This window comes from Asticcacaulis sp. (genome assembly GCF_047605585.1).
Classification (GTDB): Bacteria; Pseudomonadota; Alphaproteobacteria; order Caulobacterales; family Caulobacteraceae; genus Asticcacaulis.
Map to the genome: position 1 here is coordinate 507097 of NZ_JASGFK010000003.1, position 23650 is coordinate 530746.

Annotated in this window: 21 protein-coding genes; 11 read left to right on the plus strand and 10 right to left on the minus strand. The window is 57.2% G+C overall.

The window, feature by feature from the left end; translation table 11 throughout:
- Window positions 1–50 precede the first annotated feature (50 nt).
- Complete coding sequence (locus QM647_RS11510; protein WP_414995652.1) at window positions 51–1724, plus strand: lysine--tRNA ligase; 1674 nt, start codon at window positions 51–53, stop codon at window positions 1722–1724.
- Window positions 1725–1850: 126 nt separating this feature from the next.
- The gene (locus QM647_RS11515; RefSeq protein WP_414995653.1) at window positions 1851–3032 is read left to right on the plus strand and encodes a serine hydrolase domain-containing protein; all 1182 of its coding nucleotides are present in this window, start codon (window positions 1851–1853) and stop codon (window positions 3030–3032) included.
- A 26-nt stretch (window positions 3033–3058) separates the two neighbouring features.
- Here the strand turns inward: QM647_RS11515 and QM647_RS11520 are convergent, their stop codons facing one another.
- From QM647_RS11520 to QM647_RS11530, 3 genes are all read right to left on the minus strand, one after another.
- Window positions 3059–3691: a S24 family peptidase gene (locus QM647_RS11520; RefSeq protein ID WP_414995654.1), complete on the minus strand. Its 633-nt coding sequence runs from the start codon at window positions 3689–3691 to the stop codon at window positions 3059–3061.
- A gap of 90 nt (window positions 3692–3781) precedes the next feature.
- Complete coding sequence (locus tag QM647_RS11525) at window positions 3782–4204, minus strand: hypothetical protein (RefSeq protein ID WP_414995655.1); 423 nt, start codon at window positions 4202–4204, stop codon at window positions 3782–3784.
- A gap of 65 nt (window positions 4205–4269) precedes the next feature.
- Window positions 4270–4638, minus strand: coding sequence for a hypothetical protein (locus tag QM647_RS11530; RefSeq protein ID WP_414995656.1), 369 nt, complete (start codon window positions 4636–4638; stop codon window positions 4270–4272).
- Between the two features lie 214 nt (window positions 4639–4852).
- On the opposite strand from QM647_RS11530, the gene queC reads away from it, so the two are divergent.
- From queC to queE, 3 genes are read left to right on the plus strand one after another with little or no spacing between them, the layout of a single operon-like run.
- A complete protein-coding gene (gene queC / locus QM647_RS11535) occupies window positions 4853–5593 on the plus strand; it encodes a 7-cyano-7-deazaguanine synthase QueC (protein ID WP_414995657.1) in 741 nt (246 codons plus the stop codon).
- A 42-nt stretch (window positions 5594–5635) separates the two neighbouring features.
- Entirely contained in the window at window positions 5636–6361 is a 726-nt protein-coding gene (locus tag QM647_RS11540; protein ID WP_414995658.1) for a hypothetical protein, read from the plus strand.
- Between the two features lie 51 nt (window positions 6362–6412).
- Entirely contained in the window at window positions 6413–7045 is a 633-nt protein-coding gene (queE, locus tag QM647_RS11545) for a 7-carboxy-7-deazaguanine synthase (RefSeq protein ID WP_414995659.1), read from the plus strand.
- Between the two features lie 36 nt (window positions 7046–7081).
- Here the strand turns inward: queE and QM647_RS11550 are convergent, their stop codons facing one another.
- The 3 genes from QM647_RS11550 to aroC all read right to left on the minus strand — a co-directional run bounded on the left by QM647_RS11550 (window position 7082) and on the right by aroC (window position 9436).
- Window positions 7082–7795 (minus strand): pirin family protein, encoded by a 714-nt coding sequence (locus QM647_RS11550; RefSeq protein WP_414995660.1) that lies wholly within the window; start codon window positions 7793–7795, stop codon window positions 7082–7084.
- Between the two features lie 130 nt (window positions 7796–7925).
- Window positions 7926–8231: a hypothetical protein gene (locus tag QM647_RS11555; RefSeq protein WP_414995661.1), complete on the minus strand. Its 306-nt coding sequence runs from the start codon at window positions 8229–8231 to the stop codon at window positions 7926–7928.
- 98 nt (window positions 8232–8329) lie between these two features.
- The gene (aroC, locus tag QM647_RS11560) at window positions 8330–9436 is read right to left on the minus strand and encodes a chorismate synthase (RefSeq protein WP_414995662.1); all 1107 of its coding nucleotides are present in this window, start codon (window positions 9434–9436) and stop codon (window positions 8330–8332) included.
- Window positions 9437–9561: 125 nt separating this feature from the next.
- Between aroC and QM647_RS11565 the strand changes: the two genes are divergently transcribed.
- Window positions 9562–10833, plus strand: a complete 1272-nt coding sequence (locus QM647_RS11565; protein WP_414995663.1) for a dicarboxylate/amino acid:cation symporter — start codon at window positions 9562–9564, stop codon at window positions 10831–10833.
- Here the strand turns inward: QM647_RS11565 and QM647_RS11570 are convergent.
- Together QM647_RS11570 and QM647_RS11575 are read right to left on the minus strand one after the other, a co-directional pair.
- Window positions 10830–11555, minus strand: coding sequence for a GNAT family N-acetyltransferase (locus QM647_RS11570; RefSeq protein WP_414995664.1), 726 nt, complete (start codon window positions 11553–11555; stop codon window positions 10830–10832). The two genes, QM647_RS11565 and QM647_RS11570, sit on opposite strands and share 4 nt — an antisense overlap.
- Before the next feature lie 73 nt (window positions 11556–11628).
- The gene (locus tag QM647_RS11575; RefSeq protein ID WP_414995665.1) at window positions 11629–12420 is read right to left on the minus strand and encodes a DnaJ C-terminal domain-containing protein; all 792 of its coding nucleotides are present in this window, start codon (window positions 12418–12420) and stop codon (window positions 11629–11631) included.
- 88 nt (window positions 12421–12508) lie between these two features.
- Here QM647_RS11575 and pdxH point away from each other — a divergent pair, with 88 nt between their 5' ends.
- Window positions 12509–13171 carry a pyridoxamine 5'-phosphate oxidase gene (pdxH, locus tag QM647_RS11580; RefSeq protein ID WP_414995666.1) on the plus strand — a complete coding sequence of 221 codons (663 nt, stop codon included), beginning with the start codon at window positions 12509–12511 and terminating at the stop codon, window positions 13169–13171.
- Here the strand turns inward: pdxH and QM647_RS11585 are convergent, their stop codons facing one another.
- Window positions 13172–13780 (minus strand): HAD family hydrolase, encoded by a 609-nt coding sequence (locus tag QM647_RS11585; RefSeq protein WP_414995667.1) that lies wholly within the window; start codon window positions 13778–13780, stop codon window positions 13172–13174. It lies immediately after the preceding gene.
- 110 nt (window positions 13781–13890) lie between these two features.
- Here QM647_RS11585 and QM647_RS11590 point away from each other — a divergent pair, with 110 nt between their 5' ends.
- The 4 genes from QM647_RS11590 to QM647_RS11605 all read left to right on the plus strand — a co-directional run bounded on the left by QM647_RS11590 (window position 13891) and on the right by QM647_RS11605 (window position 21729).
- A complete protein-coding gene (locus QM647_RS11590; RefSeq protein WP_414995668.1) occupies window positions 13891–15312 on the plus strand; it encodes an AAA family ATPase in 1422 nt (473 codons plus the stop codon).
- 152 nt (window positions 15313–15464) lie between these two features.
- Complete coding sequence (locus tag QM647_RS11595; protein WP_414995669.1) at window positions 15465–16295, plus strand: DUF1499 domain-containing protein; 831 nt, start codon at window positions 15465–15467, stop codon at window positions 16293–16295.
- A 699-nt stretch (window positions 16296–16994) separates the two neighbouring features.
- Window positions 16995–20045, plus strand: coding sequence for a TonB-dependent receptor (locus tag QM647_RS11600; RefSeq protein ID WP_414995670.1), 3051 nt, complete (start codon window positions 16995–16997; stop codon window positions 20043–20045).
- Window positions 20046–20205: 160 nt separating this feature from the next.
- Window positions 20206–21729, plus strand: a complete 1524-nt coding sequence (locus tag QM647_RS11605) for a tetratricopeptide repeat-containing sulfotransferase family protein (RefSeq protein ID WP_414995671.1) — start codon at window positions 20206–20208, stop codon at window positions 21727–21729.
- 38 nt (window positions 21730–21767) lie between these two features.
- Here the strand turns inward: QM647_RS11605 and sppA are convergent, their stop codons facing one another.
- The gene (sppA, locus tag QM647_RS11610) at window positions 21768–23552 is read right to left on the minus strand and encodes a signal peptide peptidase SppA (protein ID WP_414995672.1); all 1785 of its coding nucleotides are present in this window, start codon (window positions 23550–23552) and stop codon (window positions 21768–21770) included.
- Window positions 23553–23650: the final 98 nt, after the last annotated feature.

Sequence of the window (23650 nt, forward strand, 5' to 3'; positions counted from 1 at the left end):
GCCGGGACGTAAAGCCAAGCTCTCTTAAAAAGAAAGGCTTTATCCCCATCATGTCGTCTCTGACCACCTCTGCTTACGCTGGCCGCGCTTGGCCCTTTGAACAGGCCCGCAACCTGATTGCGCGTCTGGTCAAATCGCGCATTGCAGGGCACGAGGATCAGAAACGGGCGCTTGCCCTGATCGAGACCGGCAAGACGGATGAAGCCCTGAAGGCCTTCGAAGGCCTGGACCGCGCCGTGATCTTAGAGACCGGCTACGGCCCTTCCGGCCTGCCGCATATCGGTACCTTCGGCGAAGTGGCGCGCACCACCATGGTGCGTCAGGCCTTCGAGGCGATGACCGGTGGCGCCTGGGCTACGCGCCTGATCTGTTTCTCGGATGATATGGACGGCCTGCGCAAGGTGCCGGACGGTATTCCCAACGCCGAGATACTGCGTGAAGACCTCTACAAACCGCTCACCGTGGTACGTGATCCGTTCGGTGAATATCCCTCGTTCGGTCAGCACAACAATGCGCGTCTGAAGGCGTTTCTCGACAGCTTTGGCTTTACCTACGAGTTCCTGTCCTCGACCTTGTGCTACAAGAGCGGCATGTTCGACCAGACGCTTCTGACGGCTCTGGATCGTTTCGACGATATCCAGAAGGTCATGCTGCCGACGCTTGGGCCGGATCGCCGCGCCACCTATTCGCCCTTCCTGCCGATTTCGCCGAAGACCGGTTTTGTGCTCCAGGTGCCGACGCTTGAGCGCAATGTGGCGGCCGGCACGATTGTCTTCGAGGAAGAGGGCGAACGTTTCGAAGTGCCGGTGACCGGCGGTCACGTCAAGATGCAGTGGAAGCCGGACTGGGCCATGCGCTGGGCAGCCCTGGGCGTCGATTATGAGATGGCTGGCAAGGACTTGATCGATTCTGTTAAGGTGTCGTCTCAGGTCTGCAAGGTGCTGGGCGGTACGCCGCCGGAAGGCTTCAACTATGAGCTTTTCCTCGATGAAGCCGGTCAGAAAATCTCCAAGTCGAAGGGCAATGGCCTGACCATGGAAGACTGGCTGCGTTATGGTGCGCCGGAAAGCCTGGCCTATTACATGTTCCAGTCGCCGAAATCGGCCAAGAAGCTCTATTTCGACGTCATTCCGCGCGCGACCGACGAGTTTTTCCAGCAACTGGATGCGTTCCCGAAGCAGGAAGAAGCCAAGCAGATCGAAAATCCGGTCTGGTTCGTTTTGCGTGGCGAGACGGGGATCAAGTCGCCGCCGGTGACTTTCGGCCTGATGCTCAACCTGGTTTCCGTGGCCAATGCCCAGGACAAGGAAACGCTGTGGGGCTTCCTGCGCGCCTACATTCCGGGCGCCACGCCGGAAAGCGAGCCTGTGCTCGATCGCCTGGCGGGCTATGCGATCAACTATTTCGAGGACTTTGTGAAGCCGTCGAAAACCTTCCGCCTGCCGGACGAGAAGGAAAAGGCGGCGATGTCCGATCTGGCGGCGAAGTTCCGCGAGTTGCCAGCTGACACGCGGGATGCCGAAGTGCTGCAAAACCTCGTCTTCGAAGTCGGGAAAGCACATGAATTCGAGCCCTTGCGCGCGTGGTTTCAAGCGCTTTATGAAGTGCTGCTCGGTCAATCCCAAGGGCCACGCTTCGGTTCGTTCGTGGCTATTTTCGGCCTGGAACGCACGATTGCTCTGCTGGAACAGGGCATTAACGGTGAGTTGGTCCAGGCTCAATAACTCATGGGGTTTGGGGCCTGAGGCCCCAAGCCTTTTTTGCCCTTGAAGGGCGGAGAAAAAGCAAGATAAGAAGGTTTTGTGGGGTCACGGACCCCACACCCCATAAGTCATGAACATGAGGCCACCATGCTGCGTTATGCCGTAGTCCTTAGTGCCCTGTTATGCGTACCCGCTCTCGCCGCCGACCCGCCGCCGCTTCCATCACCCTCAATCATTGACGCCCATGTCGCGGATGCCATGAAGGCAACCGGTGGCAAGGGGGTGGCGCTGGCCGTGATCGATAATGGCCAGGTGGCCTACGTTCATGCCTATGGCGTGCGCAATGCCGCCGGCGATCCCCTTCAGACCAATACAGTCATGTACGGCGCCTCGCTGACCAAGACGGTTTTCGCCTATACGGTTCTGCAGCTGGTCGATCAGAAAAAGATTGCTCTCGATACGCCGATTGCCGACGATCTCGACAAGCCGCTGGTCGATTACGACACCAATGCCATCTATCCGGACAAATACGGGCCCTATAAGGATCTGGCCGGCGACCCGCGCTGGAAGCGGATTACCCCGCGCATGGCCCTGACGCATTCGACCGGGTTCGCCAATTTCTGGTGGATAGAGCCGGACCAGAAACTGCATATCCATTACGATCCAGGCACGCGCTATGCCTATTCCGGCGAAGGCCTGATCCTGCTGCAATTCGCCATCGATCAAGGCCGCAAGGACAAGGGGCTGGGCGTCGATGTCGGCGACCTGACGAACGGTATTTTCCACAATCTCGGCATGACGCGCACCAGCCTGAAATGGCGCGATGACTTTCGGCCGAACCTCGCCGATGGCTTCAATGACAAAGGCGAGGCGGTTGAACACGACGAACGCAGCAAGGTACGCGCCGCGGGTTCTATGGACACAACGATAGACGATCTGTCGAAATTCGCTGCCGCACTGGTGAAGGGCGAGGGGCTTTCACCGGCCTCGCGTGCCGAAATGGTCAGGCCGCAACTGCATATCGGCACGAAGACACAGTTCCCGCCTTTCGCCGATGAATTGCCGGCTGACCAGCAGCGCAAGGATCTCTATGCCGGTCTGGGCGTGGTGGTGTTCGATGGCCCGCAAGGACATGGCTTCTTCAAGGGCGGACATGACAGTCAGACGGCCAACACTATGGTTTGCCTTGAAAGATCGAAACGCTGTGTGCTGATTCTGTCGAACGATGTGCGCTCGGAAGCGGCCTTTGCCGATCTGGTGCGGTTCATTTTGGGGGATACCGGTGTGCCGTATGAGTGGGAATATGGCGATTATGCGGGGAAGTCATAAGGCGTATAATCGGTGAGGTTTACCCGTTACTGACTGGCCCATACAATCCGAGCAATCCACGCCACCTCAAGCCGGTCGAGCACACGATCGGGAAAATCAGGGTTCAGCGAGCGCAACTCCACCTGGCGGGCGGAAAACCGCACCAGCTCCTTGGCCATGACCTCGCCTTCCGTCGTCTTGACTACGACGCGATCGCCTTTGCGCAGGTTCTGGGCATGGGGGTCGACCAGTATCCGGTCGCCGTCCCGATACAGCGGCAGCATGGAATCGCCTGAAATTTCAAGTGCATACAAGCCTGTGTTAACAGAGGGAAAGGTAATCTCGTCCCAGCCCTGGCCCAAAGGAAAACCGGAATCGTCGAAAAACCCCTCGCTGCCCGCCTGGGCAAAGCCGATCAGCGGAATGCCGTGTCCCGCATCGCGGCCCTCGGCCAGCAGGGCAAATTCGGAAAACTTGATGCCGGTCGCTTCCAGCAGCTTCGCCAGACTCTCCGTCGAAGGCCAGCGCGGCCGGGCCTGGGAATCGGGGGAGGTCCGCTTCGATTTATTGAAACTGGTCGGATCGAGACCGGCCAGGCGCGCCAAACCGGAAGGCGTCGTATTGAGCCGGTTCGCCAGGGCATCAATGGCGGCCCAGATATGGCTGTGCGAAAGGGTCATAATATAAACATGTCAAAAAAGCCGGTCAGGGCGTTGAATGTGTGTACTATAGAAGGTAAGGAAAATAAATCCACAATTAGGAAAATCAACCTATTTGGTGGATTTTATTCGTTTCGCCCTGGCCGCGGCTAAACTACCGGCAAGCAAGGCGAGAAGCACACCATAGGCCGAAACAATCAGAACCGTCATATAGGCCCATCTGGCCACCTCGACATTCAGCAGGCCTGTCAGGCCCGACATGGTGGAAACCAGTTGCGCGGCTGAAGCCCATAAGGGCCAGGGATGCGGCGACTTCCAGCACAGGATCACGAAACCCGCCAAGCACAGAATATCGACAAGCGTTTGACTCAGGTCCTGATGGTGGCTGAGGACGCTCAAGCCGTTGGCCAACACATAGGCGGCGAGATAAAGCACTGCTCCGCTGCGTTCGCGCCAGCCGCCGAAAATAATAGCGACCAGACAGGTGAATAAAAGAAAAGCAGCGTCAAAAATCGCCAGCGGAGAATGCAGCATGCCGGAGCCTCATAGCGGGGCGTTACGCATTCACGCTATCCGCGTTTCCAGCAGATATGAAGCGATTATTCCGCGATAATCCGTTCGTAATCGCTTGTCAGTTCTGTATCTTGGGGCGCGGGCGTGGCGGCGGGCTTGTCCTCCGCCGGCAGGATGACGACCTTGCCAAGGCCAATCTGTGCCTGAACCTCTGTCAGCTTTGTATGGGCGGCGGTCATGTGCTGTTGGGCCATACTGAGCGCCATCATGGCCTTCAGCGTATGCTGATGGGCATCATGACCGATCGTGGTCGACAGGCGGATGGCGCGGCGCGACGTGACATAGGTTTCAATCAGGTTGGCGGCTTCCGCCAGGGCCGTGTCGATCGCTTCTTCCGTAACGTGTAATTGAGCGGCCAAAGCTTTGGCGACACTGATTTTTCTCTCTTTCGACATGATAATCCTCAGATTCGGTGAGATAAGGGACGGTGGATGCCGGCCAGTTCAACACCTATCATCAATTATTAATTGTTCAATAATAATATTCTATCCATGGGTGTGTTTTCCTGTTGCATATTCTTGGCGCAGGCAGCGGTAATGCCAAAAGGCTTGCAAATCAGGACAAAGGCGCGTTTTAGATGAGGGTCGCCTCCCTATTGAAAGTTTCCCCATGTCCGCGTCCCTGGATCATGTCCCTGCCAGTAAATCCGCCCTTGTTCTGTTCTCGGGTGGCCAGGATTCCAGCGTTTGCCTGGCGTGGGCTCTGACGCATTTCGAGCGCGTGGAAACCATCGGGTTCGATTATGGCCAGCGCCATGCAATTGAGATGACGACGCGCACCCAGGTGCTGGAAAAATTCCGCGAAGCCTTCCCGCAATGGGCTGAACGTTTGGGCGAGGACCATGTCTGCGATCTGCGCGGCTTCGGCGCCGTGGCGGAGTCGTCATTGACCCGCGAGACCGAGATCGTCATGACCGAACGCGGTCTGCCGTCCTCCTTCGTACCGGGTCGCAATCTGGTGTTCTTCGTCTACGCGGCGGCGGTAGCCGACCGGCGCGGTCTGGACCATCTGGTCGGCGGCATGTGCGAAACCGACTTTTCCGGTTATCCTGATTGCCGCAATGAAACTCTGCAGGCCATGCAGACCGTTCTGCAGCTGGGTATCGAACGGCCGTATGAAATCCATACGCCGCTGATGTGGATCGACAAGGCGCAGACCTGGGCGCTTTCCGAAGAACTGGGCGGCCAGCCGTTGGTTGATCTGATCCTTGAGGAAACCACGACCTGCTATAATGGTGTGCGTGCCGAGCGTCATACCTGGGGGTATGGATGCGGTGAATGCCCGGCCTGCCAGTTGCGCAAGACCGGCTTCGAGCATTTTCTTGAGGCTAAGCTGCCCGTCGAAAAGTGATTAAGCTTTACAGTTCACGTGATTATTCAGGGGGGAGTAGTTATGGATTGTGAGACCAAGGCAAAATTATCTAATCCATTTGTACTCATGTATCGTGTCCCTATTATCTGGGGGCGCCATTTCCCGGTGTTCGCGGGATTGGCAATAATAGGGGCGATACTCACCGCTGCGGGGCTGTGGGGCTGCACTTGGGTAGCAGGACAATTTCATCCTCCGCTTAGACTTGTTGAAGCGGTTAATCTTATAATGATTGCTGGCCCCTTGGTGCTGGCCCACGCTGGATTTCTTGTTGTTGTCAGTCAAGTTTTGGGTAAAGAGTTGGAGCCGTCAATCGGGCGGATTTCCTTTTGGGACTGGCTGCGGGCCAGCCTCGGCCTCTCGTTTTTTATGTCTGCGATACTTGTGCCATTATTGATCTGGCTGCCGCGGATGTCTGTTATGGCTTTAACGGCCGTTTTGATGCTCACCCCCATCTTGCCGGCAATGGCACTGCGAAAACGCCCAGCCGGTCTTTTATTTTGGGTGAAATTCTTCTTTTTCTCCATTCCTGCCGCCTTGCCCTGGGTGATCGTTATCGAGTGTCTGGGGCTTCCGTCTCAGGTCGCGGACAGCTTTGGAATAATGGAAGGCGGAGTCATATTGCTTCCCTTGACTGCCTTACATACATTTCTGGCAAGTACGTCATCTGCTGTCATTTCTACCATGGTGTTTCTTAGCCTTACACGCAACCCTGAGGCGGCCGCGGCAGCCAAAGAATTTGCCGGTTGACTTGCAAAGCCTCATACGGTCTTTGAAACGAAATTTTTAGATTGTGTTTGAATGTATAGTTTCAAGGAAATTTTCCTGACTCTGCAGGGCGAAGGCGGGCAGGCAGGGCGTGTCAATGTCTTTGCGCGCTTTGCCGGTTGCAACCTGTGGAGTGGCCGTGAGCAGGATCGCGCCACGGCGGCCTGTACCTTCTGCGACACCGATTTTGTCGGGACCGATGGCGAGAACGGCGGCAAGTTCCCAACGCCTGCCGATGTGGTGGCCGCGCTGGACGGCGTGTGGGGCGAGGGGCGCTCCGCCGACAAGGCCGTGGTCTTTACCGGTGGGGAGCCGATCCTTCAGCTTGATGAAGACCTGATCGAAGCGGTCAAGGCGGCCGGCTATTTCATCGCGGTCGAGACCAATGGCACGCTGAAGGCGCCGGAGGGGATCGACTGGATCTGTGTCAGCCCGAAAGCGGATAATCGCCTGCATCAGACGCAGGGCCAGGAACTGAAGCTGGTCTGGCCACAGGACGGTGTCAACCCGGCGGAATTCCTCGCCATGGATTTCGAACGCTATTACCTGCAACCGAAGGATGATCCGCATCAGGCGGCCAATACCCAGGCGGTGATCGATTACTGTCTGAAGCATCCACAATGGCGCATGAGCGTCCAGACGCATAAGCTGGTTGGTCTTAAGTAACGAGGTTTGGGGCCGCAGGCCCCAAACCCCATATGTTTAAGCCGCATCCAGCAGCACGATCTCGGCGTCTTCCAGCGCCCGGATATCGAGCGCGGCTTCGTCCTTGATGGCCGCACCGTCGCGTTCATCGAGTTCGACGCCGTTGACAGTGACCTTGCCGCGGGCCACCACCAGATAGAGGTGTCGCGTCTGGCCTTCCGGTGCGGTCACCGGCGTATAGCTTTCAGACTGATCTTTCAGCAAGGTGGCGCCGAGCAGACGAGCCGGGGTACGGATCAGCAGACTGTCTTCATCGCCCTTGAAACCGGAGGCGAGGGTGACGAACTTGCCGGCACGGTCGCCCTTGGGGAAGGGTTTGGCGCCCCAGGCCGGTGGCTGACCGCGCAGGCTGGGCTCGACCCAGATCTGGAAGATCTTGGTGGTTTCGCCTTCCAGATTGTATTCCGAGTGACGGATGCCGGTGCCGGCCGACATGACCTGGACATCGCCGGCTTCGGTGCGGCCCTTGTTGCCCAGAGAATCCTGGTGAGTGATGGCGCCTTCGCGGACATAGGTGATGATTTCCATGTCGTTGTGCGGATGCGGCGGGAAGCCTGTCTGCGACTTGATCTCGTCGTCGTTCCAGACGCGTAAGCTGCCCCAGCCCATCTTGGCCGGATCATAATAGGAGGCGAACGAGAAATGGTGCTTGGCGTTCAGCCAGCCATGATTGGCGCCGCCGAGTTGATTGTAAGGTCTTTTGTCGATCATGAGAAACTCTCCCTCTTGAGCTGTGACCCGATATATAATTGTAACTTTCACAATTACAATAGGCGCGTTTCCCATCATACACACATAAAAAAGCCGGAAGCATCAACTTCCGGCTTTTGGAAAGAAACGTTTATTGCTGCGGTGGCGATGGCGGTTTCATTTTCGAGAAGGCGTCGGTCAGTTCAGCGGCGGTGACCTTGCCATCGTGATCGGCGTCTATCATGTCGAAATGCTCTGCAAAGCGGGAATCGGCCGCGGCTTCAGCCTTGCTGATGGCGCCATCCTTATCGGTGTCCAGACGGGCAATGAGGTCTTCGGCCTTGGGCGGGCCACCTTGCGGACCACCGGGCGGCGGGCCATCCGGGGCTTGCTGTGCGCAAACGGCAGTGGCGGCCATCATCAGGCCTATCGCCATGGGTATAATCAGTTTTTTCATATATGCATCCTCCGGCACGCGCCATGTGCGCGGCTCCGGCCAACAGGCGTAAGATGCGATGCAGCCGGTTTTACGGCTCCCGTGTTACAGGAGTGAAATCAACCGCTGATAGTATGAAATCCGCCGCCGGTCTGGCCACGGTGTCTGAGATAAGCATCCAGCAGTACACAGGACATCATCGCCTCGGCCACCGGTACGGCGCGAATGCCGACGCAAGGGTCATGGCGGCCCTTGGTGATCAGTTCAACCTCCTGGCCCTGCAGATCAATGCTTTCGCGCGTGGTCAGGATGGACGAGGTCGGTTTCAGCGCCATGCGCGCTACGACCGTCTGGCCGGTGGAGATGCCGCCCAGTATGCCGCCGGCGTGATTGGACTTGAAGATCGGCCCATCTGGCCCCATGCGCATTTCGTCGGCATTTTCTTCACCGGAAAGTTCGGCCGCGCCGAAGCCTTCGCCGATCTCGACGCCCTTGACGGCATTGATCGACATCAGGGCTGAGGCCAGCTCGGCATCCAGCTTGCCATAAATGGGCGCGCCCCAGCCGGCGGGAATACCCTCGGCCTGGACCTCGACCACGGCACCGATTGAGGAACCGGCCTTGCGGATGCCGTCGAGATAGCCTTCCCACAGGGGGACGGAGGCCGGATCGGGGCAGAAGAAGGGATTGTTATCGACGGATTCCCAGTCCCAGTTGCTGCGCGTGGCCTTGTGAATGCCGAGTTGCGACAAGGCGCCGCGCACTTTGACCTGCTCACCCACTAATACTTGCAGGACCTTCAATGCCACCGCGCCAGCGGCCACACGGGCCGCGGTTTCACGGGCGGATGACCGGCCACCGCCGCGATAGTCGCGCACGCCGTACTTGGCGAAGTAGGTGTAGTCGGCGTGGCCAGGGCGGAACTGTCTGGCGATCTCGCCATAGTCCTTTGAACGCTGGTCGGTGTTTTCGATCAGGATCGAGATCGGCGTGCCGGTCGTGACGCCTTCGAAGACGCCGGACAGAATCTTGGCTTCGTCGGCTTCACGGCGCTGGGTGACAAAACGCGAACCGCCGGGTTTGCGGCGATCCATGGCCCACTGGATGTCGGCTTCGGATAGCGGAATGCCTGGCGGGCAGCCATCGATGACACAGCCGAGCGCCGGGCCGTGGCTTTCACCCCAGGTGGTGACGCGGAAGAGATGACCGAAAGTATTGTGGGACATGGAACAGGCCTGCAGATTTTCACTGGCTTTAGCCGCGTTTAACTGAGGGCGCAATTTTTTTAGTGTGCAAACCGGCAAACAGAAGGCCATATATCGGGCAACTGGTTACGCTCGAAAGTATTAGTATGAAATGGCTTGGTAAAATCCCTTTCTGGCTGAAGACCCTGGCGGCTTTTGTCGCCGGTATTGCCGTGGCGCTTTACTGGGGCAAGGATGCCTTGCCGTTCCTCAATCCGATCGGTGATACCTTCATTCGCGCCATCAAGATGCTGGTCGCGCCCTTGGTTTTTTTCACCATCGCCGCTTCAATCGCACGCCTGGGCCATAGCGAAGACGGAACAGGCGGCCGCGCGGTCAAGCTGGGCGCCCAGACCATCATCTGGTTCATGATCACTTCGGCCATCGCGGTCTCGGTGGGCCTGGCCATAGGCACTTACTTTCAGCCGGGCGCGGGGTTGGCTGGCCTGCCGCTGGTCGTGGAGGCGCACGATCCAATTCCGGGCCCGGTCGAGGTCATTACCGGCATCGTGCCGTCGAATATCTTCAAGAGCTTTGCCGACGGCAAGATACTCAGCATCGTCTTCTTTGCCATTCTGGTGGGGGCCGCACTGGGAGCTTTGGGCCAAAAAACCAAGGCCTTGTCGGATCTGGTTGAACAAAGCTCTCAGGTCATGTTCAAGCTGACACGCTGGATCATTCAATTGACTCCGATCGGCGTGTTCGGTCTGATCGGCTCCGTGGTGGCAAGCTACGGACTGGAGGCGCTCAAGCCGTTGATCCCCTATATAGGCCTGATCTATCTCGGTTGCCTGACGGAGATTTTCATCGTCTATCCGGTCCTGCTGAAGCTGCATGGTTTGCGCGTCACTGGTTTCTACAAGGGTATCTTCACGGCTCAGCAGACGGCCTTCTTTACCTGTTCCTCGATCGGCACCCTGCCGGTCTCGCTGGCGGTGGCGACAGAAAACCTCAAACTGCCGAAATCCTACGCCGGTTTCGCCCTGCCACTGGGCGCCAATATGAAAATGGATGGCTGCGGCGCCATCTATCCGGCGATTTCGTCGATCTTTATCGCCAACTATTTCCATATCGTACTGACGCCGCAGCACTACCTGCTTATCGCCCTGGCTTCGATCCTGGGATCGCTGGCGACCGCTGGCGTGCCGGGCGTGGCGACGGTCATGCTGACGGTGACGCTGTCTACCGCCGGCCTGCCGCTGGAAGGCCTGGCGATTCTGGCGGCCATCGACCGTATCCTTGACATGATGCGCACGGCGACCAATGTCACCAGCCAGCTTCTGGTCTCCACGATCGTGGCACGTGAAAACGGCATGGTCGAGAAGGACTCCCCCTTGCTGACGAAGCCGGCCAAGGCGGTGTCAGTGGCCGAAATCTAGAGCGGTATGGCGCTTAGGGGGTGACGTTGAACGCCATCCGCATCGAAATTGGCCGGATCGAGCCAGGCCTCCAGCCGTGCCTGGACCTGCGGCCATTCCTCAACTATGACTGAATACCAGGCTGTATCGCGGCGATTGCCATGGCTGATCTGATGGTTACGGAAAACGCCCTCGAACTGAAAACCCAGCCGCAGGGCGGCATGATTGGAAGGGATGTTGAGCTGGTTGCATTTCCACTCATAGCGCCGGTAGCCATGATCGAAGGCGTGTTTCATCATGAGGTACATGGCTTCCGTTGCCACGGTTGAACGCTGCAAGGCGGGGGAGAAAGTCACGCCGCCGACCTCGACGCTGCCGTGCGCCAGATCGTAGCGCATGAAGCTGGCATAACCGAGTGGCGTCTCATCTTTCAGGATAACAAAGGTGTGGAAGTCTCTGTTTTTCTGGTAATCCTGAATACTGGCGTCGATCCCGGCAGCGGAACTGAAGGGGCCGTAGGGCAGGTAACTCCACATCCGGCCGTCATCTTTCGCGAAAGCGGCGTACAGTCCTTCGTCATGGGATATATCGTAAGGCACGACCTCGCAGGTCCGGCCCTTAAGCCTTGAGTCCGGCAGACGTTGGCAGGCCTGCCAGTCGGGCAGGGCCTTACCGGCCGGATTGCCGAAACGGTCATGCTGAAGCCCAAGCGACGGACTGAAACGATCGTAGGTTAGTGACATCTGCGGCTCCCGGTGATGTGCTGCCCTATTGGCACACGGAACCGCCGCGCGAAAATCGTTTTTTTGTTTTGAATTACGATGCCCAGCGCTGGCGGAAGTCATCGAGGACATGTCCGGCCGGACGAACCGCGTCGGCGCAGGCCTCCAGCCGGACATGCAGGTCACCGGCGGGAGCCATATCCGTCGCGGGCAGGCCCAGGCCTTTCAGGCACAGGCTGGCGCCCGACTGGCTGCGGGGCGCGATATGGATGGGGTGCGGCGCATGGGGCGTATCGATCAGGACCTGACCACCCTGGCGGAAAATGCGGTTTTCCAGCCTGGCTGTCATCCAGATGTCATGGCCCCAGACACGGCAATCGCTATCGGTTTGGATCCGGATACGGAACAGGCGGTTGATACCGGCCGCACAGGCAAGGCTAATAGTCGTACCGTCACGCAGGCCTGCCGGTACGGTTAGACGGAGTTGCTTGGTCTGGATGAGTGAGGTCAGTGCCTCGTCCGCCGCGGCAAACTCCAGCGCCGGGACTTCCACGGTGACGCTGCCGCCGAAAAGCGCCTGATGCAGGCTGATAGGCAAGGGACAGGCATCGCTATCCAGGGCACTGCCGATATTAAATTCCTGAGACGGTTCCGTGATTTGACTCGATGTCCTGGGAGACGCTGTTAAAAGGTCACGTGCCAGGATCAGGCGCCGCAAACGGGCATCGGTGCCACCGTTCAGATCGGGATGGGCCTGTTTCAGACGCTGGCGAAAAGCGGTACGAATGGCCTCGGCGTGCGCCGTGCTTTCCAGCCCAAGTTCTTCGAGCGCCTCGGCCCTTGTTTTTAACCCCGACATCTTGAAGTTCAGGCCTCCGAAGTCCATTCTGAAACGCATGGAGCCGGCGCTGATTTTCAGCGCCGCATGACAAAAATTAATGCCCGATTATCCTTTTCAAAGTCTTAAGGCCGCTATGACCGATTCGCTGATCCCGCCTAGCCCCTCCGCCGATGAATATGCCGAGGCGCATGCAGCGCATGTGGCGGAGATCGATTCCGGTGAGCCGTTTGCCCTGTTCGGTCAATGGTTGAAGGACGCTGCCGCCAAAGAGCCGAACGACCCGAACGCCATGGCCGTCGCCACGGTAGATGCCGATGGCCTGCCGGACGTGCGCATGGTGCTGCTCAAGGATTTCGATGAAGCGGGATTTGTCTTCTATACCAATACCTTGAGCGCAAAAGGTCAGCAATTGTCGCAAGACCCGAAGGCGGCCCTGCTGTTTCATTGGAAATCCCTGCGACGCCAGGTACGCATTCGTGGTGAGGTCACGCGCGTCAGCGACGCTGAGGCCGACGCCTATTTCCAGAGCCGCGCGCGGCAAAGCCAGATCGGCGCCTGGGCGTCTGATCAGTCACGGCCGCTGGAAGACCGCTTCGCCCTGGAAAAGAAGGTGGCGGAATACGGCCTGAAGTTCGGTCTCGGCAAGATCGAGCGTCCATCGTACTGGACCGGTTTCCGTGTAGCGCCACTCAGCATCGAGTTCTGGCGCGACAAGCCGTTCCGCCTGCATGACCGGCTGCAGTTTCGCCGCGATACGCTGAGCGGCGGCTGGACGCAAAGCAAGCTGTATCCGTAATTACCAGTTCGCGGGATTGGTTTGGTAGTAGGGGCGGATATCGATCACCCGCATGCCGGCGCGATGAGCCGCTTCCACGCCTTCGTCAGTGTCTTCATAGACCTGAACGAAACGTGGCTTTATCCCCAAACGGTCCGCAGCGATCAGGTACAGGTCCGGGGCCGGTTTGCCGACACCAGAGTCTTCTATCGTCACGATCGTATCCATCAGGTCATGGACGCCGATAGATTTGAGGGTGGGGACCACGATATCCCTTTGCCCGCCAGAGGCGACGCCCAGTTTCAGCTTACCGTGGGCATTGCGCAAGATCTCATGCGTATAGGGAATGGGGCGAACTGAACTCAGATATCCGCCAAAGGCGACAGCGCTGCGGCGGGCCACATCAGCATCGTCAAAGGCCACGCCTTTTACTTCGGTCAGCGCCTCCAGCAACTGGTAGCGCGACAGGCCCAGACGCGCCTGGTAAAATTCGGCCTCAAATGTGACTTTATACTCAGCCAGAATATCGCGGAAGGCGCGGAAATGTGCGCCAAACGTATCGGCCAGGGTGCCGTCGCAATCAAAGATGATGGCCTGGATATCGGCGGGCAGGGAAGAGGCAGTTGTCATGGCCTGTCATCTGGTGGACAAGGCGGTGCAGGTCAAGCCTAATCGCTTGCCATCAAGGCAAAAGCGGCTTAGCCGAAGACGGTTTTTTGTATTTATCGGGGAAGCGTTGCGTGTCCTTAGGTCAGGTTCTGGAATATCTTAGCGAGGGCGCCGACGAGGTGATCGAAACCTCCTGCGCGCAGATCGTGTTGAAGGGGGACAAGGCTTACAAGATCAAGAAAAGCGTCGATTACGGCTTTCTCGATTTCACCACGCCTGAAAAACGGCGGACGGCGCTGATGCGCGAGCTGCGTTTTAATCAGCGCCTGTCGTCCGATATCTATCTCGGTGTCGAGGAACTGACCGGCGAGAGCGTCCTGGTCATGCGTCGTTTTGATACGGCCGGAGTCCTGGGCGAGCAAAGCGTCCGAAATCCCGACTGGACGCCCGATCTGGACGTGATGCGCGATCTGGGGCACTCGATCGCGCGTTTCCATGCCGCATCAGAGGTCTGCCAGGACGCACAGCACAACAACAATATCTATTATGTCATCGACTCAAACTGCAGGAATATCGAGGTCTTCAGGGAAGAACTCGGCGCCGTGGCGGTCGATGCCTATGACACGGCCATGCGTACCGCTTACGCAGCCCTGGAAGCAGACGTGCTGAAACGGTTCGCGGAGGGCCATGTCCGCCACTGTCATGGCGATTTGCACCTGGGGAATATCCTGATCGAACACGGCAAGCCCGTGTTGTTTGACTGTATCGAGTTCAATGATCGCCTGAGCCAGATCGATGTGCTGTACGACCTGGCCTTCCTGCTGATGGACCTGTGGGTGAGGGGGCATGAGGCGGCGGCCAATCTGGTATTGAATGTCTGGCTTGAACAGGCGGCGCGCCTGGAGGATGAGGCGGAAGCCGTCTACGCCGGCCTGAAGCTACTGCCGCTCTATATGTCGATGCGCGCGGCGGTGCGTTGTCATGTCAGTGCCAATTCGGCGAATGATCCGCATGGCGGTATGGAGAGGGCCCGCATGTACCTGCGGGCAGCTCAGTCCTTCCTGGACATGCGGCCGCTGCAGATGAAAGCCATCGGCGGCCTGTCCGGTTCCGGTAAGAGCACGCGGTCGCGCCGTGAAGCGCCGGGGCTGGGGCGGGCGCCGGGAGCGGTCGTTCTGCGCAGCGATGAGATTCGCAAGCGCCTGTGGGCCTGCCCGGAATTTGAAAGCCTGCCAAAGGACGCCTATACGCCTCAGGAAAATGTCCGCACCTATGAGCATATGTTCGCGCTGGCGAAGCAAGTGCTGGGCACAGGCCAGTCCGTAATTCTTGACGCCACCTTTCGGGACGCAACCTGGCGGGACCGTTGCGCCGAGGTGGCGCAAGGGGGCGGTGCGGCCTTTTCCGGACTGTGGCTGGATGTGACGGCAGATATTCGCGGGCAGCGGGTCGCCTTGCGCGAAAGGGATGCGTCCGATGCCACTCCAGATATAGCTGAGGGGCAGCAAGCTGTTGATCCATCTCAGATTTTGTGGCAGATTGAAAAGGCCTGAAAGCGGACCGTCCATGACTTTCCGGCAGTTGAATATTCATCCGTGCGTCAATGAAATTTCGCGTTTTGAAGGTAAGGCCGTGACGCCTGGACTTCAGGCAGTAGTCTGCGGCGCGATCAAGGCAGATGTTGCGGTGTTACGGGAGGTGCCGAGTGTCGGAACCATTTAACGAAAGCAGGCCGCTCGAACCGCCTTCATCTGCGGCGCCGAAAAAGGGCGGTTTCGCCTTTGCTCACCTGGCCTTCATGGTGTCCGCCATCACGGGCCTGTTTCTGCTGGGCACGATGATGGTGACGCATCTCGGCTATATCAGCCTAGACCTGGGCTTCAAAACCCTGACACTGGGAATCGGTCCGCGAATGGCAATGGTGTCCCTGGCGGTGGCGGTTCTTTCGCTGCTGATCTCCCTGTTCAAGTGCCCGACCCGGCGCGCACCCTGGGCTTTCGCCGCCGTGCTTCTGTCCGGAGGTATACTGGGTGGTTTTGCTCTGTATCACAATGCGCTGAAGGACTATCCGCCCATCGCCGATGTCGCCACTAACTGGGATCGCCCCTTGAGCTTCTCTGAAAAGATGATGGCGGAAAGGGGCGCCGATGCCTTGCCGATCGAGGATCTGCCACGTGTGCCGCGCAATGAATCCCTGGACTGGGGCGGCAAGACGGTGGCCGCGATTAATGAGGCGACATGCCCGGCCGCCAAGACCATTCCGGAACATATCATCACCGAAGACCAGATACCGGCGGTCGTGGCGGCGCTGAAGGGGATGCATTATACGGTCCTGGGCACATCGCCGTGGCGCATCGAGGCGACCTACCAGGACAATTTCTACGGCTTCAAGTCTGATGTGGTCATCCGCATCGATCCGCGCAGTGTCGATGTGCGCTCCGCCAGCCGGTATAATATACCCGATCTGGGTGCCAATTGCAGGCGCGTGACGGAAATCATACAGGCCATTCGCGCCATGCCTGTAACGGGTAGCTGAATACGGTATGGCCTATCCCTTGCTGCCTGCATGTCTGAGGCAGGAGCAAAGTCGTGGGCAACAGGCATTTTCTATATATTTCAAAGCGTTTTCAGCGCCTTGCCGCTGCGTTTATTAGTCTTGCTTTGATACATGTCCTGATCGCCGGCTGTATGCCGCAAACGCAGGCGCCGCAAAGCCTGCGCGTTTGGGTCAGGCATTGAGGCCAAAAGGCAACGAATCTGAAATTGGATGTCGTTTGGCTTAAAAAGGGGGAGGGGAAAAAATTTTGCGCCGCAAAATTTGGTAACGCAATTCTTCTCTGTTTTTCTCATATTGAGGAAAATTTAACCGTCAAGCGGAGGCGCTAAATTTCTCTTAATTTTTCAATTAATACTTTGATATGCAAGCATATTATGTGGAATTTAAGGGCTTCAATGTCAAGATTGAAAGAGATTAAATCGCCCCGAGGGGAAAAGTATCCAACATGTTGTCAAGGTTTCGGCTGTGACTTTATTGGAACAGGTTTCAAATGATATAGACAAAAATGTGTCGCGTGATTGACGGATTTGCGACGGCGGTCTTTAACTTCATTAACAGCGTGTAATGCTGGAAACTGCGGTGGGTGCGCCTACACCCTCATGTAACCCGGAGAAACAAGTGAAAAAAACATCTTTGCGATCTGGCCTCTTGGCCACGACGACGATTTGCGGTGCAGCTTTGTCGACGCTGGCGAGCGGTGCCCTGGTGGCGACCGTCGCCACCCTGCTCCCTGCTGCGGCCCAAGCCCAGGACTATACATCGGGCGCCGTTGCAATATTGGTCGACGATTCATCTGGCGCTCCTGTTGCTGGCGCCACGGTAATCCTCAAGTCACAAGCTCAAGGTATCAGCAAGACCCTGACGACTGACTCCTCGGGCGCGGCGACGGCCATCGGCCTGACGCCGGGTGAATATGATGTCACCGTTACGGCCAATGGCTTTGATGCTTATACCGGAACGGCCACTGTCATTGTGTCGCAATCGGTTAGCTATACCTACGCCCTGAATACCACTGGGGCGGCTCAGACTGTTATCGTTAAGGGAAAGCGCGTTCGTCAGGATTTCAATAAGACGACGACCGGCCTGCAGGTCGACCTGACGACCCTGACCTCACAGCAGCCGATTGGCCGAAGCATCGAAGCCGTTACGCTTCTGGCTCCGACGGTCGTGAACTCGACGGCGTTTGGTGAGCCCTCGATCGGTGGTGGTTCGGCGGCTGAAAACGCCTTTTACATCAACGGTCTGAACGTCACCAACCCGGATACCTATGTCGGCGGCGCGCAGGTGCCGTTTGATTTCTACAAGACGGTCGACGTTCAGACATCAGGCTCGCCGGCAGAATTTGGTCGCGCCACGGGTGGTGTTATCAACGCCACGACCAAGAGCGGCACCAACGACTTCATGTTCGCGGTTCACGGCAACTTCGCGCCGGAAAGCCTGCGCTCGGACCGCTTTGCACCGTCCAATACCACTAATCCGGTTAAGTTCCGCTCGGATGACGCCAATTCGATGGTGTTTGAATCGGGTGGTGCGTTGATCAAGGACAAGCTGTTCCTCTACGGTCTGGTGCAACTGCAGGACACCAAGTCGCAATTCTCCAGCTGGTCGAGTGGCTATCTGGAGCAGGACGAGAGCAAAGATCCGTTCTATGGCCTTAAAGCGGACTGGTATATCACGTCGGATCAGCACCTTGAGCTGACCTATTTCGATACTACCTCGACCATGAAGCAAACACGCTATGCCTATTCGTGTTCCTCCATGCAATTCACGCCTGGTCAGCCGACACCAGCTGGTTTTACGACTTGTAACCCGGACGGTTCGGACGCCATCATCGATTACTCGAAGGGTTATGGGGCGACGACCAAGACCGGCGGCGCCAACTGGGTTCTGAAATATACCGGTAATGTCACCGATTGGTTCACGATTTCGGCGGCTTATGGCGACACTAAGAACGCTAACGATTTCTCGTCCGACAACCCAAATGATTCTTACTCCGCCGAATATCATAGAGGGTACTTCCTACGGACCTCGACGAACCAGCTCTACAGCGCCGGTACGACGAAGGACGATTGGGAACGCAAGTTTTATCGTGCTGACGGTGATATCCGTTTCCAGGGCCTGGGCAAACACCACATCCGTTTTGGCTTCGATCACGAAGATCTGAGCATGACCAAGACGACCAAGCTGCCGGGCGACCAGCCGATCCGCTATCTGCTGCTGCCGGATTACAGCTACGGTTATATCATTTATGAAAGCCTGGGCGGTAAGGTCAGTTCCAAGGATACGGCCTACTATATCCAGGATTCGTGGGATATCAGCCGCACCCTGAACCTGCAGATCGGGTTGCGTAATGACGACTTCCAAAACTACAACCTGTCTGGTCAGCGTTTCCTCAACCTAACGGGCAACGTGGCGCCGCGCCTTGGTGTCAGCTGGAAGCCTTCTGAAGATTCCAAATGGCGCTTCTCGGCCTATTACGGCCAACAATATATCCCGCCTGCCATGAACCTTGGCTTCCGCGGCAAGGATTATTACTTCGCCAAGTACTTCCTCGTCCCGGGTTACGGTACGGCTGATCAGGGTTGGACGTTTGACGAGAACGGCATACCAACCTCGATGGGCGATCCTTTGAATGGTTCCTACAGCAATTGTCCGGAGATCGATATCAGTGGAGCGCCGGGCAACCTGGGTTCGACGACGGATACGGCCTGTACAGTATATGGTAACGGTACGCAGGAACCGGCAGCGGCCAAGGCAGCTATCGGCCTGAAGGCCACACGTGAGACGGAAGTCAACCTGGGTGCTTACTTCCAGGCAAACGATGAATGGTCGTTCGGCCTGACCTTCGTCAATCGTACGCTGGACCGTGTTTCGGAAGACACCGATTTTGCGCCACAAATCAATCAATATTGTGCTGACCATGGCATGACCTGCTCGTTCTCCAACGAGTACCATGTCTGGAACGTCGGTGACTCTGTGACCATCAATACGTTTGAAGCCCTGCCAGATGGTGAAACGCAGATTACGCTCACGAACTTGGGTTTCCCCAAGCCGAAGCGTAATTACTGGGGCCTGACTTGGGACTTCAAGCGTGCGTTCGACGGCAAGTGGGGCATTCAGGGCTCTTACACCTTGTCCCGCTCAACGGGTAACTACGAAGGTACAGTTCTCTCAACGGGTAGCGGCTCCGGTCAAACGGATGCTGGTTCGACAATGTTGTACGATTATGTCGGTCTGTCCGACAACTCCAGCGGCATCCTGCCGAACAGCCGTGATCATCAGCTGAAGGTATGGGGGTCCTATGCCATCACGCCGGACTTCCTGATCGGCGCGAATATTCAGGTCATGTCTCCCTATCACTACTCTTGCTATGGCCGCTATCCTGACAAGTCGAACCCGGCCTATGGCTATGGTCACTATAGCCACTACTGCCTGGTTTCCGACGGTGCAGGCGGTTATAAGTACGTAGATGCTCCGGCAGGTGAGGGCGGTGAATCGGATTGGACCAAAACGGTCGATCTGTCGCTGCGCTATACATTCCCGCATCCGATTGCAGGCGGCAAACTCGTTCTGCGGGGGGATATATTCAACCTGTTCAACGACAAGGAAGTTCTGCAACAAAACAACTCGTCTGATGCTGCCTACGGAAAGCCTAATCCGTTGTATGGTACGCCGACCGTCTACAATACCTCGCGTTATATGCGCGTCGGTTTTGATATGACGTTCTAAGACAAAAGAGAAGACAGAATGGGCGGTGGAAGGCAACTTCCGCCGCCTTTTTTATTGAGGTCGATTGATTGTTAAGGGCTGGCTCGATAGCCTTAGAAATAAATCATGCTGCTGCGCATTCCGGCGTGTCGGCTGTGTTGAAATAAGAGAATGGGAACGTATGAGTTTTCAACCGCGGTTTACGGAAATCATTGCTGCAAGAAAGAACCTCGATCGACGTGGCGCAGCACTGATTATCAAACAGGATCTGGAAGTCGGGCCGTCCTCAGGGGCGTTCTGGCGTGAAATAGGGCAATATGCCTCTCAACTGGGGGAGCAAACCCTGGCGCTGGAAGCAGCTAAAAGATTTGCGGCTACGTCTCCGCAGGAGATGGATTACGCCTTTTACTATGCGCTGACCCTATCCCGTTATGGTAAGCACGATTTGGCGCTGGCACAGATGGACAGACTGCCGGTAAAAGATCAGGGGCATCCGGCTGTTCTGCATTTTCGTGCCATGACGGCGACTCAATTGGGGGATTTCGAAAAAGCAGAGAGCCTGGTGCGTCAGGCGCTTGCCGTGTCGCCGGCGCCGGTCCAGTGGTTGGCGCTTTCTGTGGCTAAGAAGTTTAAGGAATTCGATTCCGATATCGTAGCCATGGAATCTATTTTACCTCGCGTTTACAATGCGCCACCAGCCGTAAAAGCTCAGTTGCTTTACTCTTTGGGCAAAGCTTATGACGACGCAAAAAAGCTGGATAAGGCTGCCGCATTCTATGCCGAAGGTGCGGCGCTTATGCGTGCCGCGGCGCCTCCGCCAGATATGAATGAATGGCATGAACTAGTCGATGGCCTGCTTAAAGAGTATACTGTAGATAATCTGGCACAGCTCAGGCCATCAAAAGCGGATGGTCGTCGGATGCTTTTTGTAACAGGATTTCCCAGATCCGGCACGACCCTGGTTGAGCAAATATTGACCAGTCACTCCGAAGTGAGTGCCGGTTCAGAGCTTAATGAAATCCCGGTTGCCTTGATTCCGGCAGGTGATCCTGCGGATATGGATGATGAAGTTCTGACGGCGGAAGCTAATGGGCGTCGTAATAAATTTTCAGGTCAGCTCACCATGGAACTGGCTCTGGATTACCAATCCCGTTCCGCCAGTCCTGATCCTTGGGGCGACTTAGGACGTGATTACTTGCATATGGTGGAAGACCGGTTTGGTTCAGAAGGCTACGCGGTCGATAAAACCTTGAATCTAGGCAGTTTCATGGGGCTGACCCTGCATATGTTGCCAAATGCTAAGGTCTTTTGGTTGCGCCGCAGGCCTGAAGACTGCGCACTGTCCAATTACCGCCTTTACTCTCAGCTTGGCACCTTGCCTTGGAGCTATAAGGCCGAAGACATCGCGGAATTCTTCAAATCTGAAGATAAATTATATGCGCATTGGTCAAAAATGTACCCAGATAGAATATTTACTGTACCGTATGAAGAATTGGTGTCGGATCCGGAAACATGGATACGCAAGATGTTGGATTTTTCAGGCCTGAAAGAAGAGTCGCAAGTCTTTGAACCACATAAATCTACTCGGGCAGTATCGACAGCCAGTATGGCCCAGGTACGGTCACCCATTTCAACAGCACGCATTGGCGCTGCCGAAGCGTACAAGGATTTCGTTGCTGCATTCCGCCGCGCTTATTACGACTAAACAAAAAAGCCCGCCGAATTCATCGGCGGGCTTTTTTGTTATCGCACTGTTGCCTGGTAAGCTTCCGGCGCCAGGACGCTGGCGCCTTGTTCGCGCAGACGTTCGTCGCGGACCTGGGACATGATAGCTTCGGCCTTCGGATCGCTCATGGCCCAGCCCAGGAAGGAGAGCGCCTTGAGGCCGCTCATGCCCATCTGTACGTTTTGCTTCGAGGCGCCAAACAGGCCCGGCTCGGTGTCGTAATTGACCAGCCGCACCTCAGCCTTGCTGTCGATCTTGGCCAGGGTTTTGGCCACTTCGACGGCGTCATAGAAACCGCCGAGCTTGTCGACCAGCTTCAGACCGAGCGCCTGTTCACCAGTCCAGACGCGGCCCTTGGCGATATCGCGGACCGTGGCTTCCGGCAGCTTACGGCCGGCAGCGACGTGGGCGACGAAGCCGTTATAGATTTCGTCGATCCAGCCGGAAAGGGCAGCACGCTGCGTGGGCGAAAAGCCCTGATTTTGGCTGAAGGCCTGGCTGTAGTCGCCGCCAACCGAGATATCGCGGTTGTCGACACCGAAGCGAGCCAGGGCGTCACCGATGGCAAACTTGCCGCCGAACACGCCGATCGAGCCGGTGAGGGTACTGGGATTGGCGACGATGGACGAGGCACCGGAGGACACCCAGTAGCCGCCCGAAGCGGCATATTCGCCCATCGAGACCACCACCGGCTTGCCAGCGGCTTTAGCGGCTTGCATGGCCTCGGCGATCTGCTCCGAGGCAGTATCCGAGCCACCGGGAGAGGATACGCGGAAGATGATGGCCTTGACGCTCTTGTCCTTTGCGGCCTTGTAGAAGGCACCGGCGATATCGTCGGAAATCATGTTCGGATCGCTGTTGAAGCCGCCGCCGCTGCCGGCACGGCCGGTCATGATGGCGCCTTCGCCGTCGATCACCGCAATGGTCTCGCCGGAGGCAGAGGGTGTCAGGGTGCGTTCGTAATCGGCGATGTCCATGACCTTGGCGCCATCGCCGGCGCGTTTGACGGCGGCGTCCTGAGCGTCCTGCACCTGCCCGAGCTGATCAATCAGGCCGAGCTTGAGCGCCTGTTCGGCGCCATAGGGACCGGCTTCGAGGGTGGTTTGCAGTTTACCAGCATCGGTGCGGCGGTCGGCGGCGACATTATTGATCATTGAGTGATAGATGCTGTTCATCCAGCCAAGCGTGGCTTCACGGTGCGCCGGCGTGTAGTCGCTGTAGAGATAGGGGTTGACCGCGTTCTTGAACTCATAGCGCTGCTCGTATTCGGCCTTGATGCCGTACTTGTCGAAGGCGCGCTTGAGGAACATGGTCGAGGTGGCGATGCCGGTGACCTGGAAGGAGGCATGGGGCTGCATCCACAGATTACCCGAGGAGGCACCCAGCATGTAGGAGGCCACCACCATCGTATCCGGGTAGAGGCCCTGGCTGTGGGCGATCACCGGCTTGTTGGCACGGCGGACATAGATGATAGCGTCGCGGATTTCCTCGGCGGCGGAGGGCGAGATGCCGCCTTCCGGTAGGCGGATGAAGACGCCCTTGACGTGAGAATCGTCAGCTGCATGGTGCAGGGTGGTGACGATATCCAGCGTCGACAAACCCTTGCCAGTCAGGAAGGAGAGGGCTGAATTGCGGCTCTGGTCGGTCATTTTCTGACGCAGATCGAGCGACAGGACGACGGCATCCGGCACCTTGGGCTTGGCGGCAGAGGCGATCATGACCACGGCGCCGATTGGCAGGGCGACAAAGACGATCAGCAACGCCACGACGACAGCGGCCAGCGTAATAAAGAACTGTTTCATGCGTAACCCAAGGCCCCCCAAAGATATCTGGACCATAGCATAGCTTTTAATACAGTCAGGTCAAATGAAGACCTTGTCATAACGGGATTTGAAGCAGG